Origin of the sequence: Streptomyces sp. NPDC005722 (genome assembly GCF_040630935.1) — a bacterium.
Classification (GTDB): domain Bacteria; phylum Actinomycetota; class Actinomycetes; order Streptomycetales; family Streptomycetaceae; genus Actinacidiphila.
On the sequence record NZ_JBEXYN010000035.1, the window covers coordinates 20,941 to 38,133 of the forward strand.

At 73.8% G+C, this 17,193-nt stretch carries 16 protein-coding genes and 1 riboswitch; of the genes, 15 read left to right on the top strand and 1 reads right to left on the bottom strand.

Translation table 11 applies throughout. The annotated features are described in order from the left end of the window. Positions 1–58 precede the first annotated feature (58 nt). From ABZ479_RS30505 to ABZ479_RS30560, 12 genes are all read left to right on the top strand, one after another. On the top strand, positions 59–1,210 hold the full coding sequence (locus ABZ479_RS30505; RefSeq protein WP_500464568.1) for a PLP-dependent cysteine synthase family protein: 1,152 nt from the start codon (positions 59–61) through the stop codon (positions 1,208–1,210). Next, the gene (locus ABZ479_RS30510; RefSeq protein WP_500464569.1) at positions 1,207–2,508 is read left to right on the top strand and encodes an MDR family MFS transporter; all 1,302 of its coding nucleotides are present in this window, start codon (positions 1,207–1,209) and stop codon (positions 2,506–2,508) included. Before ABZ479_RS30505 ends, ABZ479_RS30510 begins: the two co-directional genes overlap by 4 nt. Before the next feature lie 107 nt (positions 2,509–2,615). After that, positions 2,616–3,353: a helix-turn-helix domain-containing protein gene (locus ABZ479_RS30515; RefSeq protein ID WP_500464570.1), complete on the top strand. Its 738-nt coding sequence runs from the start codon at positions 2,616–2,618 to the stop codon at positions 3,351–3,353. A gap of 131 nt (positions 3,354–3,484) precedes the next feature. After that, positions 3,485–3,931 (top strand): nitroreductase family deazaflavin-dependent oxidoreductase, encoded by a 447-nt coding sequence (locus tag ABZ479_RS30520; RefSeq protein ID WP_500464623.1) that lies wholly within the window; start codon positions 3,485–3,487, stop codon positions 3,929–3,931. Positions 3,932–4,286: 355 nt separating this feature from the next. Further along, entirely contained in the window at positions 4,287–4,901 is a 615-nt protein-coding gene (locus tag ABZ479_RS30525; RefSeq protein WP_499606799.1) for an RNA polymerase sigma factor, read from the top strand. Then, the gene (locus ABZ479_RS30530) at positions 4,898–6,127 is read left to right on the top strand and encodes a CU044_5270 family protein (protein ID WP_500464571.1); all 1,230 of its coding nucleotides are present in this window, start codon (positions 4,898–4,900) and stop codon (positions 6,125–6,127) included. Before ABZ479_RS30525 ends, ABZ479_RS30530 begins: the two co-directional genes overlap by 4 nt. A gap of 485 nt (positions 6,128–6,612) precedes the next feature. Beyond that, entirely contained in the window at positions 6,613–7,410 is a 798-nt protein-coding gene (locus ABZ479_RS30535) for a L,D-transpeptidase family protein (RefSeq protein WP_500464572.1), read from the top strand. A gap of 26 nt (positions 7,411–7,436) precedes the next feature. Next, a complete protein-coding gene (locus tag ABZ479_RS30540) occupies positions 7,437–8,666 on the top strand; it encodes a L,D-transpeptidase (RefSeq protein WP_500464573.1) in 1,230 nt (409 codons plus the stop codon). A gap of 128 nt (positions 8,667–8,794) precedes the next feature. Then, positions 8,795–9,142, top strand: a complete 348-nt coding sequence (locus ABZ479_RS30545; protein ID WP_500464574.1) for a YciI family protein — start codon at positions 8,795–8,797, stop codon at positions 9,140–9,142. Beyond that, complete coding sequence (locus ABZ479_RS30550; protein ID WP_500464575.1) at positions 9,139–10,431, top strand: RNA polymerase sigma factor; 1,293 nt, start codon at positions 9,139–9,141, stop codon at positions 10,429–10,431. Before ABZ479_RS30545 ends, ABZ479_RS30550 begins: the two co-directional genes overlap by 4 nt. Before the next feature lie 71 nt (positions 10,432–10,502). Next, positions 10,503–11,282 carry a class I SAM-dependent methyltransferase gene (locus ABZ479_RS30555; RefSeq protein WP_500464576.1) on the top strand — a complete coding sequence of 260 codons (780 nt, stop codon included), beginning with the start codon at positions 10,503–10,505 and terminating at the stop codon, positions 11,280–11,282. A gap of 67 nt (positions 11,283–11,349) precedes the next feature. Next, positions 11,350–12,324 carry a GNAT family N-acetyltransferase gene (locus ABZ479_RS30560; protein WP_500464577.1) on the top strand — a complete coding sequence of 325 codons (975 nt, stop codon included), beginning with the start codon at positions 11,350–11,352 and terminating at the stop codon, positions 12,322–12,324. Positions 12,325–12,341: 17 nt separating this feature from the next. Here the strand turns inward: ABZ479_RS30560 and ABZ479_RS30565 are convergent, their stop codons facing one another. Next, entirely contained in the window at positions 12,342–12,443 is a 102-nt protein-coding gene (locus tag ABZ479_RS30565; RefSeq protein ID WP_500464624.1) for a DUF6210 family protein, read from the bottom strand. Between the two features lie 285 nt (positions 12,444–12,728). Between ABZ479_RS30565 and ABZ479_RS30570 the strand changes: the two genes are divergently transcribed. From ABZ479_RS30570 to ABZ479_RS30580, 3 genes are all read left to right on the top strand, one after another. Further along, the gene (locus ABZ479_RS30570) at positions 12,729–13,976 is read left to right on the top strand and encodes a phosphodiester glycosidase family protein (protein ID WP_500464578.1); all 1,248 of its coding nucleotides are present in this window, start codon (positions 12,729–12,731) and stop codon (positions 13,974–13,976) included. A 435-nt stretch (positions 13,977–14,411) separates the two neighbouring features. Next, the gene (locus ABZ479_RS30575; RefSeq protein WP_500464579.1) at positions 14,412–15,437 is read left to right on the top strand and encodes a C40 family peptidase; all 1,026 of its coding nucleotides are present in this window, start codon (positions 14,412–14,414) and stop codon (positions 15,435–15,437) included. A 249-nt stretch (positions 15,438–15,686) separates the two neighbouring features. Next, a riboswitch (TPP riboswitch) is annotated at positions 15,687–15,779 on the top strand. Beyond that, positions 15,770–17,176: a purine-cytosine permease family protein gene (locus ABZ479_RS30580; RefSeq protein WP_500464580.1), complete on the top strand. Its 1,407-nt coding sequence runs from the start codon at positions 15,770–15,772 to the stop codon at positions 17,174–17,176. It overlaps the preceding riboswitch by 10 nt. Positions 17,177–17,193 lie beyond the last annotated feature (17 nt).

Consider the following 17,193-nt stretch of genomic DNA (forward strand, 5'->3'; position numbering starts at 1 on the left):
CCCCTCGATCCGTACGAGCAGCGGCCGCGCCACGGCGACGGCCGCAGGAGAGACACGTATGAGCACCCTCCCCCACCCCGGCACACCCGCCTCCCCGGCCGAACTCCCGGCCGGCACGGCGCCCCCGCGCCGCACCCCGGCCGGACTGGTCGGCAACACACCCGTCCTGTGGGTCGGATCGCCCTTCGTCCCCGACGGCCGCGGCTTCTGGGCCAAGCTCGAGGGCTTCAACCCCGGCGGCATCAAGGACCGCTCCGCGCTGTACATGATCGAGGCCGCCCGCGCCCGCGGCGAACTCCTGCCCGGCGCGCGGATCGTGGAGTCGACCAGCGGCACGCTCGGCCTCGGGCTGGCCCTCGCGGGCGCCGTGCACGGGCACGCGGTCACGGTGGTCACCGACCCCGGCATGGAACCGCCCCTGGTCGCCCTGCTCACCGCCTACGGGGCGACCGTCGAGGCCGTCACCGCACCGGACCCCGTCGGCGGCTGGCAGCAGGCCCGCCGCGACCGGGTGCGCGAACTCCTGGCCGAGGACCCGGCCGCATGGTGCCCGGACCAGTACCACAACCCGGACAACGTCGCCGCCTACGCCGTCCTCGCCCACGAACTCGTCGCCCAGCTCGGCCGCATCGACGTCCTCGTCGCGAGCGTGGGCACCGGCGGGCACTCGGCCGGGGTCAGCGGCCCGCTGCGCGCGTTCTTCCCGCACCTGCGGCTGGTCGGCGTCGACACCACCGGGTCGACGATCTTCGGCCAGCCGCCGGCCGCCCGGCTCATGCGCGGCCTGGGCAGCAGCATCCACCCCCGCAACGTCGACTACCCGGCGTTCGACGAGGTGCACTGGGTGGCCGCCGCGGAGGCGGTGTGGGCCTGCCGCCGCCTCGCGCGCGACCACTACGCCACCGGCGGCTGGAGCGTGGGCGCGGTCGCCCTGGTCTCCCGCTGGCTGGCCCGTACGCTGCCGGCCGAGACCCGGGTCGTGACCGTCTTCCCCGACGGCCCGCAACGCTACCTCGGCACCGTCTTCGACGACCCGTACTGCCGGTCCCACGGCCTGCTGGACCACGAACCGTCCGAGGAGCCCGAGGAGATCGCCCACCCGGGCGAGACCGTGGTCGACCGCTGGACCCGCTGCACCACCGTCCGGGACCCGCTCGCCGGAGCGCCGGACCTCCGTCCCGACGGCACGTCCTTCGAGGCCGCCCGGTGAAGGGCCTGTGGCGGCAGGTCCGCTCCTTCGACGCCCCGGCCCGGCTGCTGATGGCCAACCAGTTCGCCATCAACCTGGGCTTCTTCATGCTCATGCCCTACCTGGCCGACCACCTCGCCGGCGGCCTCGGCCTGGCCGCCTGGGCCGTCGGCCTCGTCCTGGGCGTACGGAACTTCTCCCAGCAGGGCATGTTCGTGCTCGGCGGCACCATCGCCGACCGCTTCGGCTACAAGACACCCATCGTCATCGGCTGCACCCTGCGCACCGCGGGCTTCGCGCTGCTGGGCCTGGTCGACTCCCTGCCCGCGCTGGTCGCCGCCTCGGCCGCCGCGGGCTTCGCGGGCGCGCTGTTCAACCCCGCGGTCCGCGCCTACCTGGCCGTGGAGGCGGGCGAGCGGCGCGTCGAGGGCTTCGCCCTGTTCAACGTCTTCTACCAGGCGGGCGTCCTGATCGGTCCGCTCGTCGGCCTGGCCCTGCTCGTCTGGGACTTCCGGGCGGTGTGCCTGACGGCCGCGGCCGTCTTCGCGGTGCTCACCGTCCTGCAATCCCGGGCCCTGCCCGACCGGCGGCCGGCCGACGACCCCGGCAACGGCAGCAGCAGCGCCTCCGGCACCGGCCCCGGCGCGGTGGCCGGCGTCCTCGGCTCCTGGCGGCAGGTGCTGGGCAACCGGCCGTTCATGCTGTTCTCGCTGGCCATGATCGGCTCCTACGTGCTGACCTTCCAGGTCTACCTGGCGCTGCCCCTGCAGGCCCACCGGCTGCTGGGCAGCGGCGGACAGGCCGTGACCAGCGGCCTGTTCATCGTCTCGGCCGTCGTGGCGGTCCTCGGCCAGCTGCGCATCACCGGCTGGGTCCGGGCCCGCTGGAGCGGGCCGCAGGCGATCGTCGGCGGGATCCTGCTCATGGGCCTGGCCTTCGCCCCCCTCGCCGCGAGCCCCGACCCGTCCGGCGGGACGCCGAACGCCGTCGTCGCGGTCGCCCTGCTCGTGATCGCGGTCGCGGTGCTCGCGGTGGGCAGCGCGGTGGTCTACCCCTTCGAGATGGACACCATCGTCACGCTCTCCGGAGAACGCCTCGTCGCCACGCACTACGGCTGGTACAACACCGTCTCCGGCCTGGGCATCACCGTGGGCAACCTCGCCACCGGCGCCCTCTGGGACGTCGCGGACAGCGGCCACAGGCCCTGGCTGCCCTGGCTCGCGCTGACGGCGACCGGCCTGCTGTGCGCCGGCTGCGTCCATCTGCTGTCCCGCGCCGGAGGCCTCGCCGCCGTCGCACGCGAACCGGCCCTCGCCTGACCTCCGGCCGCGCCCGCCCGGCCGCGCCCGCCCGGCCGCACCCGCCGGCTGCGGACTGGCGGGGCGGCGGCGGGTCTGCTGCGCTGAAGGGAGACGTGACGCGGGAGGTGAGCGGAGTGCAGGGTGGTCAGGACCAGGCCGGCGCGGCGGGAGCGGGCTCCTTCGACGGCGAGGACGTGGCCGGCCGCATCGCCGTGCGGCGGGAGCGGCTGGGCATGTCCCGCGAGGAGCTCGCCGTCCGGGCCGGGATGTCGACGGCCTACCTGCGGCAGGTCGAGGAGCTGGGCCCCCGGTTCGACGCCGCGGCCCTGCGGCGGGTCGCCCACGTGCTGGGAACGACGTACGAGGAGCTGGCCGCGGGCCCCCGCGAGGCGCCGCCGGGACGCGGCGGCCCCGCGACCCGGCCGGTGCTGCAGCGCCTGACCGAGGGCGAGTGCTGGGAACGGCTGGGCACGCACGGCATCGGCCGCGTGGCCCACACGGCGGGCCGGGGCGACGAGGCCCCCGTCCTGCTGCCCGTCAACTTCCTCGTGGACGGGAACACGGTCGTCTACCGGACGGACCCGGCCGGCGCAGCCGCGGTCGGTCCCGGCACCAAGCTCGCCTTCGAGGCCGACTTCGTCGACGAGCAGCACCGTCTCGGCTGGAGCGTCCTGGTGACGGGCACCGCCGAGCCGATCGGCGACAGCGCCGTCTCGGACGCCCTCGGCCGACGGCCCGGCGGCGAACCCTGGGCCGGGGGGACGCGCGACCTGTGGATCCGCGTCGTACCGGGCGAGGTGAGCGGCCGGGCCATCCGGTCGCTGCCCCCGGCGGGGGAGCAGGGGCCGGGGCACCCCGGGTAGCGGCACACGGCGCGAGGGCGCCGGAATCCGCCCGGTGACCGGCGGCGCGTGGCGGGTCTGCCACCGGGAAGGCGGCAGGTGCGTGAGGATGTCGAGGTTGCCGATGCCGTATGCCGAGACGGGAGAACGACGTGCCTTTGGTGGGCGAGTACCAGCCGAGCCCCGAGCAGTGGGTCCGTGACCAGGTCGAGCTGTACGAGGGTTCCGGGGGGACCGATGGGACCACGCTGCGCGGCAGGCCCGTGATCGTCCTGACGACGCTGGGCGCCAGGTCCGGCAGGATCCGCAAGACGCCGCTGATGCGCGTGGAGCACGACGGCCGCTACGCGGTGGTCGCGTCCAAGGGCGGCGCCCCCAGGCACCCGGTCTGGTACCACAACATGGTCGCCGACCCCCGGGTGGAACTGCAGGACGGTCCCGTGCGCCAGGACATGACGGCCCGTGAGGTCACGGGGGGGGAGCGGACGCGGTGGTGGGACCGCGCGGTGGAGGCGTGGCCCGACTACGCCGAGTACCAGAAGAACACCGACCGTGAGATCCCGGTCTTCGTGCTGGAGCCGGCGGCCGCGCCCCATTGACCGGCCCACCGTGACGGCCGCCGCCCCGCGCAGGGGCGGCGGCCGTCCGTCGTCGCCTGCTATCCGTCCCGCTCGCCACGCCGTGGCCGTACGCAGCCCGCCGCCCCCCGCGGGTGACGCCGCCGAGGCGGCCTTTCGTAAGCTCTCCCGGTGCCGGTACGCCGGTGACCTGCGCGCAGCACCGCCGGGCGAGCCCGCCGGCGTCCCGCCCGGCGCGTGCCCGGCGCGTGCCCGGAGCTCCGGAGCTTCCGCGGACGTGATGTGGACCACATCCGCGGGAATTCCCGCCCCGGCGTGTAAGAAACGGGCCGCCGCGCTCACTCCATGGTGAGAGTGCGAGATGAGGGGACGGCGCGTGACACATGCCCAACGCTTCCGGGACGTCTACGAGGAGTGCTACCCGCGGGTCCTTGCCTACGCCACCGGCCTGGTCGGTCGGCAGGTAGGGGAGGACATCGCCAGCGAGACGTTCACCGTCGCCTGGCGGCGGGTGCGGGACGTCCCGGACCCGGCCCTGCCGTGGCTGCTGGGTGTGGCCCGCAACCTGGTGCGCGAACTGCGCCGCAGGGACGCACACCAGTACCTCCTCGCCGCCGAGGAGGCACGGCGCATCAGCAGCGGCGCCGGCGCCGCCGCCGGTGACGTCGCGGCCGAGGTCGCGGGCCGGCACGACGCGCTGCAGGCCCTCGCGGGTCTGCCGGAGGCCGACCGGGAACTGCTCACGCTGATCGCGTGGCACGGGCTGAGCGCCAAGGAGGCCGCACAGGTCCTGGACTGCAGCACCGCGACGCTCACCGTCCGGCTGTACCGGGCCCGCCGCCGGCTGGAGAAGGCCCTGGGGGCGACCCCGGCGACGGAACACCCGCCCGCACCTTCCGCGACGGAGCGCCCGCCCCCCGGGACGGAGCCCGCGCCCGCACCTCCCGCAGACGCCCCGTACCCCACCCACCGCGAAGGAGCACCCGCGTGAAGAAGACCCCCGAGCCGTCCGGGCGGCCAGACGTCCTGAAGGTGCTCGCCGACGCGCGACCCGAGGAACTGGACCCGTCCCGGCTGGTGGACCCCGTGCGGCAGCGCCAGGACCTGGCACGCATCACCGCCGGGGCGACGGACGGCCCCGCGGCACGCTTCCTCGCCCCCCGCCGCAGGAGCGTGTTCCGCCCGGTGGGAGCCGTGGCGATCGCGGCCGCGGCGGCGTCCGTCGTGGTCGTGAGCACCCTCGACGGGCAGCAGCCCGCCGGCCGGCCGGCCGCACAGCCGCCGTCCGCCGCCGTGACGAGCGCACCGGACGACGGCGCCGACCTCCGCGTCGACGGCCACATCCAGCTGCTCAGCGCGGCCCGGCAGGCGGAGGTCTCGGCCGCCGAGGGAACGTACTGGCAGACCACCACCCGCTCGCAGAACGTGGACGTCGGCGGCGAGGAGGGGCACCTGTTCGCCGTGCGCAGCTCCTCCACCGAGGAGTGGTCGGTGGGCGTGCGCCCGGGCACCGGGAGCCTGATGGTCTCCGGTCTGGACGCCGTGACCGCGCCCCTGACCGACGAGGACGAGGCCCGCTGGCGCGCCGCGGGCTCCCCGGGCACCGTGTCGGCCGAGATCGGCAAGGCGACCGGAACCGGCAAGATCGCCTACACGATGGGCACCCGGCCCCCGATGGTCATGCGGACCAACGTCGACGACAAGATCTACGCCGTCGGTCCCCGCAACGTCACCTACAAGGACCTGCGCGCACTGCCCGCCACCAGCGGGGAGCTGCGCCGTTACCTGGAGCGGCTGTACGCGCAGGACAACGGCGCCGACACCGGCGGCTCCGGCCGCACCTCCTGGATGCTGCGCCAGGCGGGCAACCTCGCCACCATGCCCGTGAAGCCCGGTGTCCGGGCGGCCGCGTACCGGGTGATGGCGGAACTGCCCGGGGTCAAGGTCACCGGGGGAGTCGCCGACCCCCTCGGCCGTGAAGGCGTGGCCGTCGACTTCCCCGTCACCTACCGCGGACCGCTGGGGACCACACGGCAGCGGCTGATCGTCGACCCGGCCACCGGCGCCATGCTCAGCGACGAACTCGTGCTGGTCACGCCGTCCGCCCGGGCCGCGGCGGCCGGACTCGCCGCCGGCACGACGGTGAACTACAACGCGACCACCCGGATGAGCTGGGGCGAGCAACAGATCACCGTGCCGAAGAACGCCCGCAAGTGACCCTGGGGCCGCGCGACGCGGCCCGGACGGCACACGCACGCCGGTGACTCGCCCCCGCGAGCCCCGCCCCACGGCCCCGGGGATCCGCCGCTGACGCGACGTCGCGGATCCCCGGGCGACGGCCGGCGTGCCCGGCCGCTGCTCGGCGCCGCCCTCTGCGGCCACCGGCCTCGACGACCCCGCCCACGGGCATGTACGACCGCGCCCGCGGGCCTCGAAGACCCCGCCCACGGGCTTGTACGACCCTGCCCACGGGCCACGCCGCCCCGGCCCCGATCGTCCCCGGCGGCCGGGCAACCCGATCCGGCGTCCGCCCGGTTGAACGGGTGTGAGACCACCCTCGCGGCCCCGGGCCGCCCCCACGGCACGGGCCGCCACGCGACACGTGCCGCACCGCCCGCGGTCACCACCCGGTCCTACGGATCCGTGAGCCCCGCCACGGGTCTGCCCCCCGAACTCCCTTCCTCCCGAGAAAGCCCGCGCCCATGCGCCTCCACAGGCCCTACATATCCGCGGCCGCCGCCGTGGTCGTCTCCTCACTGGGGATCGCCGCCTACCAGCACCTGCCCGAGAAGAACCCCGCCCCGGCCCCCGAGACGGCGGCGGTCGTCCAGGACGCCGCGCCGCCGGCGTCCGGGCAGCCTGCCGACGCGCCCGCCGCGCCGCGGACGTCGGCCCCGCCGAAGCCGCAGTACCCCGAGCTGCTGCCGGGGCTCGGCCCCAAGACCCTCGCGCGGATCCCGGCCGCCACCCGGCAGGTCGTCCTGGTCACCGGAGCCGGCAAGAAGTCCCCGAAGTCGAAGGTCGTGTTCTACGAGCGCGTCGACGGCGGCTGGCGTCCCGGAGCAGTGTGGGACGCCCACAACGGCTACAAGGGCTGGACCGACGAGCACTACGCGGGCGATCTGCACAGCCCCATCGGGGTGTTCGGTCTCACCGACGCGGGAGGACTCCTGGCCGACCCCGGCACCAGGCTGACCTACCACCGCTCCAACGGGTTCTCCACCGACGCCAGAGGCTTCCTGGGTGAGTCGCTCGCCGGTTCCTTCGACTACGTCATCGCCATCAACTACAACCGGCAGCCCGGTACGTCGCCCATGAACGGTGCCCAGCCCATGGGCCCGAACCGCGGCAGCGGCATATGGATCCACGTCGACCACGGCGGCCCCACCCACGCCTGCGTCAGCATCGCCAAGGCGCACATGAAGCAGTTGCTGCAGACCCTGGACCCCGCCGCCCACCCCGTCGTCGTCATGGGCGACGCGGCCTCCCTCGCCCGATGACACCTCCGCGGCCCACAGGAGCAAGCGTGCCGTCCCTTCCCCGCCTCACCGTGATCGCCCTCGCCGTCGTCGGGGCCTCGGTGCTCACCGCCTGCGCCGGCCAGGAGCCCGCCGCCACTCCCGACGCGCACGGCACGGCGTCCGCCAAGGCCGCCTCGTCCGAACCCCGGGCCGCGGCGGCCGCCTTCCGGCTCACCACGGGCGCCGACGACGGCGACCGGCACGCCTCCGTCCGCGGCGCGGGCGACGTCGAGGTCTCCGGCGGCACGATCTCGTCCGTCACCCTCACCACCGCTGCCGGCCGGCCGGTGCGCGGGACCGTGGCCGGCGACCACCACCGCTGGTCCCCGGACGCCGCCCTGGCCTACGGCACCTCGTACCGTCTCGTCGTCCACGCCTCGGACGAAGCGGGCGGCAAGCAGACCCGCACCCTGTCCTTCACCACCCTCGCGAAGGACGACCGCCTCGTCGGCACCTTCACCCCCGAGGACGGCTCGACCGTCGGCGTCGGCATGCCCGTCTCGCTGACCTTCAACAAGCCGGTCACCGACAAGGAGGCCGTGGAACGCGGCATACGCGTCACCAGCGACAGCGGCCAGGAGGTCGTCGGCCACTGGTTCGGCGACCAGCGCCTGGACCTGCGCCCCGAGACGTACTGGAAGGCGCACAGCCACGTCACGCTGAGCCTGCGCCTGGACGGCGTGAAGGGCGCCGCGAACGCGTACGGCACCCAGGACAGGACCGTCCGCTTCGCCGTCGGCCGCCGCCAGGTCTCCACCGTCGACGCCGGCACGCACAGGATGCGGGTCGAACGCGACGGCGCCACCATCCGCACGATCCCGATCACCTCCGGGGCACCGGGAAGCACCACGTACAACGGGCAGATGGTGATCTCGCAGAAGCTCATCACCACCCGCATGGACGGCGCCACGGTCGGCTACGCCGGGGAGTACGACATCCCCGACGTCCCGCACGCCATGCGGCTGTCCACCTCCGGCACCTTCATCCACGGCAACTACTGGGCACCGGACTCCGTCTTCGGGCACTCCAACGTGAGCCACGGCTGCGTGGGGCTCAACGACGTCCGCGGCGGCGGCGACCCCGGGCAGAACGCGGCGTGGTTCTACACCAACTCCCTCATCGGCGACGTGGTCGTCGTCAAGCACTCCCACGACCACACGATCGCCCCCGACAACGGGCTCAACGGCTGGAACATGTCGTGGGAACAGTGGAAGGCGGGATCGGCGCTGTCGTAGCCGCGCGCCGGGGTTGCCGGAACCGGCTCGGGGCGCCGGAGGAAGTTTCGCGTACGGTGCTGTCGAATCAGCGCCGCCCGTCCGACGTAGAGGCGTACCGAGCGGACACACGACCAAGGAGACCCCTCGTGGCGCAATACGCGATCCTCATCTTCGACGCCCCCGAGGCCGGCGACTACACCCCCGAGCAGCAGGCGGCGAGCAAGCGGCACGCCGACGACCTCGTCGACTCCGGTGCCATGATCACGGCGTACGCCCTGCGGTCCGCCGACACCGCCACCTCGCTGCGCGGGGACGTCGTCACCGACGGCCCCTTCATCGACTCCAAGGAAGTCGTCGCCGGCTTCCTTGTGATCGAGGCTCCCGACCTCGACGCCGCCCTGGAACTGGCGCGCCGCAACCCGGCGGTCCGGTGGGGTCGCGGCGGTGTCGAGGTGCGGCCCGTCGCCGGCGGCATCGCGCCCGTCGCCCGATGACGCCTGCGACGACCGCAGGACGAACGGTCGCCGACGCGCACCGGAGCGAGTGGGCCCTCGTGCTCGCCGCGACGGTGCGCGTCGCCCGCGACCTGGACCTGGCCGAGGAATGCGTACAGGAGGCGTACGCCGCGGCACTGTCGGTCTGGGAACGCGACGGGATCCCGGGCAATCCCGCGGCCTGGCTCACCACGGCGGCCAAGCGCCGGGCGATGGACGCGATCCGCCGCGAGCGGACGTTCCGCTCGAAGCTGCCCCTGCTGGTCGAACCCGAAGAGGCCGTCGACGAACTCGCCCTGGACGAGCTCGGCCGACCCGGGGGGAGCGACACCCCGGACCCGGAGGACGCCGTCCCCGACGAACGGCTGCGCCTCATCTTCACCTGCTGCCATCCCGCCCTCGCCCCGGAGGCGCAACTCGCGCTCACGCTCCGGTTGGTGTGCGGGCTGCCGACACCGGACGTCGCCCGGGCCCTGCTGGTGTCGGAACGGACGATGGCCGCGCGGATCACCCGGGCGAAGAAGAAGATCTCCGTCGCCCGCATTCCCTACCGGGTGCCACGGCCGGCGGAGTTGCCCGACCGGCTCACGGCCGTGCTCGGCGTACTCCACCTGCTGTTCACCAGCGGACACACGGCCCCCTCGGGCCCGACGCTCATGCGCACCGACCTGGCCGATCACGCGCTGCACCTGGCCCGCACCCTGCGGAACCTCATGCCCGACGAGCCCGAGGTCCGCGGGCTGCTGGCACTGCTCCTGGTCACCGACGCCCGACGCGCCACCCGGACCGGCGCCGACGGCCGGCTGTTGCGCCTCGCCGAGCAGGACCGCTCGCTGTGGGACCGTACCGCGCTGGCCGAGGCACACGAGCTGATCGTGACCGGGCTGCGCGGTGGCCGCGCGGGACGCTACCTCCTGCAGGCGGCGATCGCCTCGCTGTACGCCGAAGCCCCGGCGTACGAGGAGACGGACTGGCCGCAGATCGTGGCGCTCTACGACAGGCTGCTGTCGCTCTGGCCCTCACCGGTCGTCGCACTGAACCGGACCGTGCCGGTGTCGATGGCCCACGGACCGGCGGTCGCGCTGGCCCAGGTCGAGGCGCTGGAGCAGGAGGGCCGGCTCGCCGGGTACCAGTACCTGCCCGCCGTGAAGGCGGACCTGCTGCGGCGCCTCGGGCGTTCGGACGAAGCGGCGGCCGCGTACCGGCGGGCCCTGGAGCTGACCGGCAACGAGGCCGAGCGCATGTTCCTCACCGCGCGCCTCACCGAACCGGACAGCGGTCCCGCGTGAGATGACAGGGACCGGTCGCGGATCCGGGCCCGGCCAGGAACCGCGCGGATGCGGGCGGCGTCCCTCGCACCGTGACTTCTGACGAGCAGCAAGGGCACGAGGGCCACCCCGGGCGCACCGCCGTGACCGTCGACCCGCCGAAGGTCAACGACTACACCAGCTTCGCCGAGGCGTACTCCGGTGAGAACGAGACCAACCTCATCAACGCCCACTACGAGCGCCCCGCGATGCTGGCCCTCGCCGGGGACGTCACCGGGCGGCGCATCCTCGACGCCGGATGCGGCGCCGGGCCCCTGTCCGCGGCGCTGCGCGACCGGGGCGCCGTCGTGAGCGGCTTCGACGTGAGCGAGGGGATGCTGGAGCTGGCGCGCCGCCGGCTCGGTGCGGGGGCGGACCTCCGGCTGGCCGACCTCGGGAGCCCGCTCCCGTACGCCGACGACACGTTCGACGACGTCGTCGCGTCCCTGGTGCTGCACTACCTGGAGGACTGGGGGCCCGCCCTGGCCGAGTTGCGGCGCGTGCTCAAGCCCGGCGGCCGGCTGATCGCGTCCGTCGACCATCCCTTCGTCATCGCCACCTTGCACCGCGAGGCCGGCCGGGGGGACGAGCACCACTACCTCGACACCACCAACTGGACCGACGAGTGGACCTTCGGGGACCGGACCGCCCTGATGAGCCTCTGGCACCGGCCGCTCCACGCGATGACCGACGCCTTCACCGCGGCGGGCTTCCGCATCGCGGCCGTCAGCGAGCCGGACCCCGACCCCGCCGCCCGCGAGCTCTTCCCCGAAGCCCTCGCGGCCAAGCCGCGGTTCCTGTGCTTCCTGTTCTTCGTCCTGCAAGCGGAGTAGTGGTCGCGCGGGCGGCGGTGACGGAAACCGGGATGACGCCGTGATCCGGGGTGCCCAGGGTCGGGCCGTGACCCCTGACCTCGCGCGTCTCACCCGGCGTCCGATCGCCCCGGCGGACGCCGCCGCCCGGGCCCAACTCCTCAACGCGATCGAGGTAGTCGACACCTTCGGTGAGTACTACTCCGAGGAGGACGCCGCCGACCAGATCAACGCCCCGCTGCTCGACCTCGGCCGTGGCACGGTCGGCGTCTTCGACGGGGACACCATGGTCGGTTACTCCTCCGCCGCGCACAGGCCGCTCGCGGCAGGGGTGCACCGGGTGATGGTCAGCGGAGGCGTGCACCCGGACTGCAGGCGCCGCGGGCTCGGCGCGGAGCTGCTGTCCGCGGGGATCGCGAGTGCGAAGGCGCTGCACGCGATCCACCACCCCGGCCTGCCACTTGCCGTCGACGTCCAGAACAACGCGCGCAACGACGGCGCGCTCGCCTGCTACCGGGCCGCCGGCATGACACCCGTGCGCTGGTACGCGCACCTGCGGCATCCGCTCGGCGCCGCCGCCGTCGACGTGCCGACGCCGGAAGGCCTCGTCTTCGAGGGCCATTCCGCCGACAACGACGCCGAGTTCCTCGCCATCAGGAACGAGGCCTTCCTCGACCGCTGGGGCGGGTCCCCGGCGTCGGAGGAGCAGTGGCGCGCCTCACTCGGCTGGCCGGCCTTCCGCCCCGGCCTCAGCTTCCTGCTGCGCGACGCGGACAGCGGTACCGCTGCCGGCATGCTGCTGACCTTCTCGTGGGACGCGGACACCGAGGCGACCGGCGTCCGTGACGCCCACGTCATGACCCTCGCGACCCGCCGTGCGTACCGCAAGCGGGGCGTCGCGAGTGCACTCATCCGCCACGCGCTGCGCTCCGCACAGGCGGACGGCTTCGACCGGGCGAGCATCGAAGTGGACTCCGACAGCCCGACCGGCGGGCAGAGTCTGTACGAACGGGCGGGTTTCACCGCCGCCCGCACCGAGGTCCGCTACGGCCTCAACGCGTAGCCGGCGTTCGCCGGGGCTCAGTCAGAGTTGGACCACACCAGCACCGCGGGGCCGTCCGGCGTGATCACCGGTACCCAGGCCTCGTCCGCCTCACGGATGCGGCTCTCGTCCGGGCGCAGGGCGTGGGGCTGCCCCGTGGCGCGCCGTCGCTTTCCGGGCCGGTGGCCCCGAGTTCAACGGCACAGGACCTGAACCGACTTCCCCGTGGCGGTTCGTGGGCTTGGCGGCGGACAACGGAGTGCCCGAAAACCACTCGGCGTCCCCCTGCCGGGCGGGACGACCGCCCCCGGTCCGCCAGGATTCGTCGACCTGTCAGGAAACTGCCACCAGCCCTTCCCCCGGGCCCTTTCTGATGGCTGCGGCCAGTACTCGTGCGTCATGCACGCAAGACGACAGGACATCAGATGACGAGACCGATCGGTCGGGTCCGCGCGGCAGCCGTGTCCGCGGCGGCGGTGATGACGACGACGATGATGATGCTCGGCGCGGGGGCCGGCCAGGCCGACGCCGTCGGGCGGGTGCGGGTGGCGGACGGCGTGACGGTCGCGCCCGGCATCACCTACCAGTCCTTCTCGGTGACCGCGTCGCACGGCACGGTCACCGGACACGTGGTCACCGCCGACCTGCGCGACCGGCACGTCTCGGTGGGCCTGCTCTCACCGGGGAAGGTCGCGGCCCGCGCCAAGCTCTCGCAGCTCGTCGCGGCGCAGGGCGCGGTGGCCGGAATCAACGCCGACTTCTTCAACATCGACGAGACGCAGCACCCCGGCGTCCAGGCGACCGGTTCCGCGGTCGGGCCGGCGGTCTCCGACGGCGTGGCCCTGAAGGCGGCCGTGCCGAACGGCCAACGCTTCGGCCCCGGACTGCCGCCCGGCACGTCGACCCGCGACGTCATCGGCGTGGGCTACGACCACAAGGCGCGGCTGGACGAGCTCACCCTCGACGGCACGGTCCGGGCCCGCAAGGGCAAGCGGTTCGACCTCGAGGGGCTGAACCAGTACGCCGTCGCGGAGGGCGGCATCGGAGCCTTCGACTCCCGGTGGGGCGAGGTGTCACGGCAGCGCGCCGTGTGCGGCACCGACACCCTGCGCGCCGGCGCGTGCACCACGGACGCCTACGAGGTGACCGTGCGGGACGGCCGAGTGGTCTTCGGCTCCGACACCATCGGCGCCGGCGCCATCGAACCCGGCACGGTGGTCCTGGTCGGCCGTGAGGCCGGGGCCGCGGAGCTGCGTACGCTCAAGGTGGGCGAACGCGTCCGCGTCTCGGAGAAGTTGAGGAGCGCGAGCGGCAAGCGCCTGGAGTTCGCCGTCGGCGGCTACCCCGTCCTGCGTGACGGCGCCCCCCTGCCGGGCCTGGACGCCAAGGCCGTGGCGACCAGGACCGGGGCCGCGATCGGCGACGGCGGCCGGCTGCTGAACCTGCTCGTGCTGGACGGAAGCGCCGAGGCGGGCGCCGGGCTGACGGTCGCCGAACTGGCGGACGTCTTCCAGGCCGTGGGCGCCGAGGACGGGGTCAACCTGGACGGCGGCGGCTCCTCCACCTTGGTGACCCGCGACGCCGTGTCCGGTGCGCCAGTCGTCCGGAACCACCCCACCGGCGGCGCCGAGCGCCCGGTCCCCGAAGGCATCGGGCTCTTCTCCCGCGCCTGACCCGGCCGTACCCGGGCGGCGGCACCGCCGCCCGGGTACGCGGGCCCGTGGCGGCCCGGGAAAAGCATCGCCAATTCATGCCGCGCCGAATGCGGGGAATTCGCCTCTGGGTATTGGGATATGCGGCACGGGTGCCAACCGGATTCGGCTGAAACCCGCCGGGATATGAGGCAACTTTTCGAGGTGTGACCTGCGCCACACGGGCACGGAAGTGCCGGGACGGGTAAAGAAACGGTGCGTGGACTGCCTTTTCCCGTCAGGGGTTTGATTCACGCGCGTGGTGATGATTAAGGTCATTCACCGAACCTCCGCCCGGTCGATCATCCATTCCGGATGGCTGCGGAGGTCCCGCCGATCCGAAATGCCGTGCGGGTGACGGGAACGCAGTTCCCGGCGCGCGCGGCAGGCGGCTGGAGGAAGAAGGAGCTCGCGCCAGTGGCGTCCCACCGTCGTCCCAAGCAGGCCGGCCGCACACGTGTCACCGTGCTCACCGCGACCGCCGCCGCAGCCGTCGCCCTGTCCGCGCAGGCGGCCCAGGCCGCTCCCGCCAAGCCGTCCGTCAAGAGCGTCAAGGCCAAGGTCGACGGCCTCTACGAGCAGGCGGAGCAGGCGACCGAGAAGTTCAACGGCGCCAAGGAGAAGCAGGAGAGGCTGCAGAAGCAGGTCGAGGACGTCCAGGACGAGGTGGCCCGCCGGCAGGCCGAGCTCAACGACCTCCGGGACGACCTGGGCACCCTGGCCAGCGCCCAGTACCGCAGCGGCGGCATCGACCCGTCGCTCCAGCTCTTCCTCTCCTCCGACCCGGACACCTACCTCGACAAGGCGTCCGCCCTCGACCAGCTGAGCACCAAGCAGGCCGAGGCGCTCCGGCAGATCGCGGAGAAGAAGCGCGCCCTCGACCAGCAGAAGGCGGAGGCCGCGAGCAAGCTCGGCGAGCTCGACGAGACCCGCACCGAACTGGGCAGGAAGAAGAAGGAAGTCCAGGCGAAGCTCGCCGAGGCGCGGCAGCTGCTCAACTCGCTGACCGCCGCCCAGCGCGCCTCCCTGGCCGCCGCCGACGGCCGCGCCGACCGCTCCAACGAGCGCGTGGACCTCGGCAACGACGCGCCCGCCTCCTCGCTGGCCGCCGCCGCCCTCGCCGCCGCGAAGACCAAGCTCGGCTCGCCGTACGTCTTCGGTGCGTCCGGTCCGGGCTCCTTCGACTGCTCCGGCCTCACCTCCTGGGCCTACGCCCAGGCCGGCACCTACATACCGCGGCCCTCGCAGGGGCAGGCCAACGCCGGCACGCGGCTGTCGATGAGCCAGCTGATGCCCGGCGACCTCGTGCTCTTCTACGGCGACCTGCACCACGTCGGCCTCTACGCGGGCAACGGCATGGTCCTGCACGCGCCGCGCACCGGCACGTTCGTGCGGTACGAGTCCATCAACAACATGCCGTTCCAGTTCGGCGTCCGCATCTGACCTGCGCACCGGACCGCAACAGGCCTTTCCGAGCCGGGCACTGACGTCCCGTCAAAGGATCCGCCCCGCCGAGCGGGGCGCGCCGGGTGGTCGTTCCCCCTCGGTGCCGGCCGCCACGCCACGACATCCCCCGCGCACGCGCCCCCCGATCCGCGGCACCGACGACTCCCGACGCCACCCGACGCACCCGCGAAGGCCGAGGTGGGGGCCGTCCCCGCGGGCCGGCGCCGTCGGGTTACCCTGTCCCTCGTACCGGACACGGGGTGCCCCACCGGGGCTGAGATCACACCCGTCGAACCTGAACCAGTTCGTACTGGCGGAGGGATGTCTCCATGCCATTGGCGCATGTTTCCGGCGGTCTGCCCGCAGACGGCCGGCCCACAGTCTTCGACGGCCGGATGCCCGCCGCCGCGGGCGATCTCCGGATCGAAGCACACGGCATACAACCGGTTCCCGAGAGCAACCGCTACGGAGGGCCGGGGCGCCTGTTCACCGTGTGGTTCGCGCCCAACCTGACCATGACCGGTGTGTTCACCGGCACCATCGGCATCGCCCTGGGCCTGGACTTCGCCACCGCGCTCGCGGCCGTGGTGCTCGGCACCGTGATCGGCGCCGTGCCCACCGCCTACCTGGGCACCTGGGGGAGCCGGACCGGCGCCGGGCAGCTCCCGCTGGCCCGGCTCGCCTTCGGCCGGGCCGTCGCGGTGCCCGGTGTCCTGCAGTGGCTGTCCTCGGTCGCCTGGGACGCGCTGATCGGGCTCTTCGGCGGTGACGCGCTGGCCCGGCTGTGCGGTCTGCCCTTCTGGGTCGGGGTCCTGGTGATGATGGTCGCGCAGGGCGCCCTCGGAGTCCTGGGCTACGAGGCCATCCACCGGCTGCAGATCGTCATGACCTTCGTGCTCGCCGCGGCCTTCGCGCTGATCGCCTGGAAGCTGCTCGACGGCGTCGACCCCGCCGCCACCGGCTCGGCCCACGGCGCCGACCGGGGCGGTGCGTTCGTCCTGACCAGCACCATCGCGTTGAGCCTGACCCTGTCCTGGGCCCCGTACGCCAGCGACTTCAGCCGCTACCTGCCGCGGAACACCTCCCGCTCGCGCATGTTCTGGTTCACCCTGGCGGGCCTGGTGGTGTCCTTCGTGGCCGTCCAGGCGCTCGGGCTGTGGGGCGCGTCCGTCCTGACCGACCAGACCGCCGCAGGCGTGGCCGAACTGCTGGGCGGTGGGCCGCTCGGGGCGTTCGGACTGCTCGCCGTCGCCCTGGCCGCGCTGTGCAGCAACGCCATGAACGACTACAGCGGATCCCTGGCCCTGCAGACGGTCGGTGTGCGTGTGCCGCGCCCGGCGGCGGCCGCCTTCGCCGCCGTGCTGGGTTTCCCCCTGGTGCTGTGGATGCACGCCGCCGACACCACCGCCCGCTTCCAGAACGTGCTGCTGTTCGTCGGCTACTGGATCCCCGGCTTCGTGGCCATCGTCGTCGTCGACTGGTTCGCCCGGGCCCGGGCACGCGGGGGCGCCGAGATCGACCTCGCCGCCGAGACCGGCCGGCCGCAGCCCGGCTGGCCCGCCGGGGTCGCTTTCGTGGCCGCCTTCGCCGCCGCCGTGCCGTTCATGGACACCACCCTGTACGTCGGCCCGGTGGCGGAGGCCCTGCACGGCGCCGACCTCTCGTACTACGTGGCGTTCCTCGTGGCCCTCGCGGTGTACACCCCGCTGCGTCTGCGCCACCGCCCGCGGCCCTGAGCCGCCGCGCCCGCGCC

What these genes read in the sequence shown, in the direction of transcription:
- ABZ479_RS30505 (WP_500464568.1), top strand. Translation starts at nt 59, where the DNA reads ATGAGCACCCTCCCCCACCCCGGCACACCCGCCTCCCCGGCCGAACTC.
- ABZ479_RS30535 (WP_500464572.1), top strand. Translation starts at nt 6,613, where the DNA reads ATGCGCCTCCACAGGCCCTACATATCCGCGGCCGCCGCCGTGGTCGTC.
- ABZ479_RS30550 (WP_500464575.1), top strand. Translation starts at nt 9,139, where the DNA reads ATGACGCCTGCGACGACCGCAGGACGAACGGTCGCCGACGCGCACCGG.
- ABZ479_RS30570 (WP_500464578.1), top strand. Translation starts at nt 12,729, where the DNA reads ATGACGAGACCGATCGGTCGGGTCCGCGCGGCAGCCGTGTCCGCGGCG.
- ABZ479_RS30580 (WP_500464580.1), top strand. Translation starts at nt 15,770, where the DNA reads ATGCCATTGGCGCATGTTTCCGGCGGTCTGCCCGCAGACGGCCGGCCC.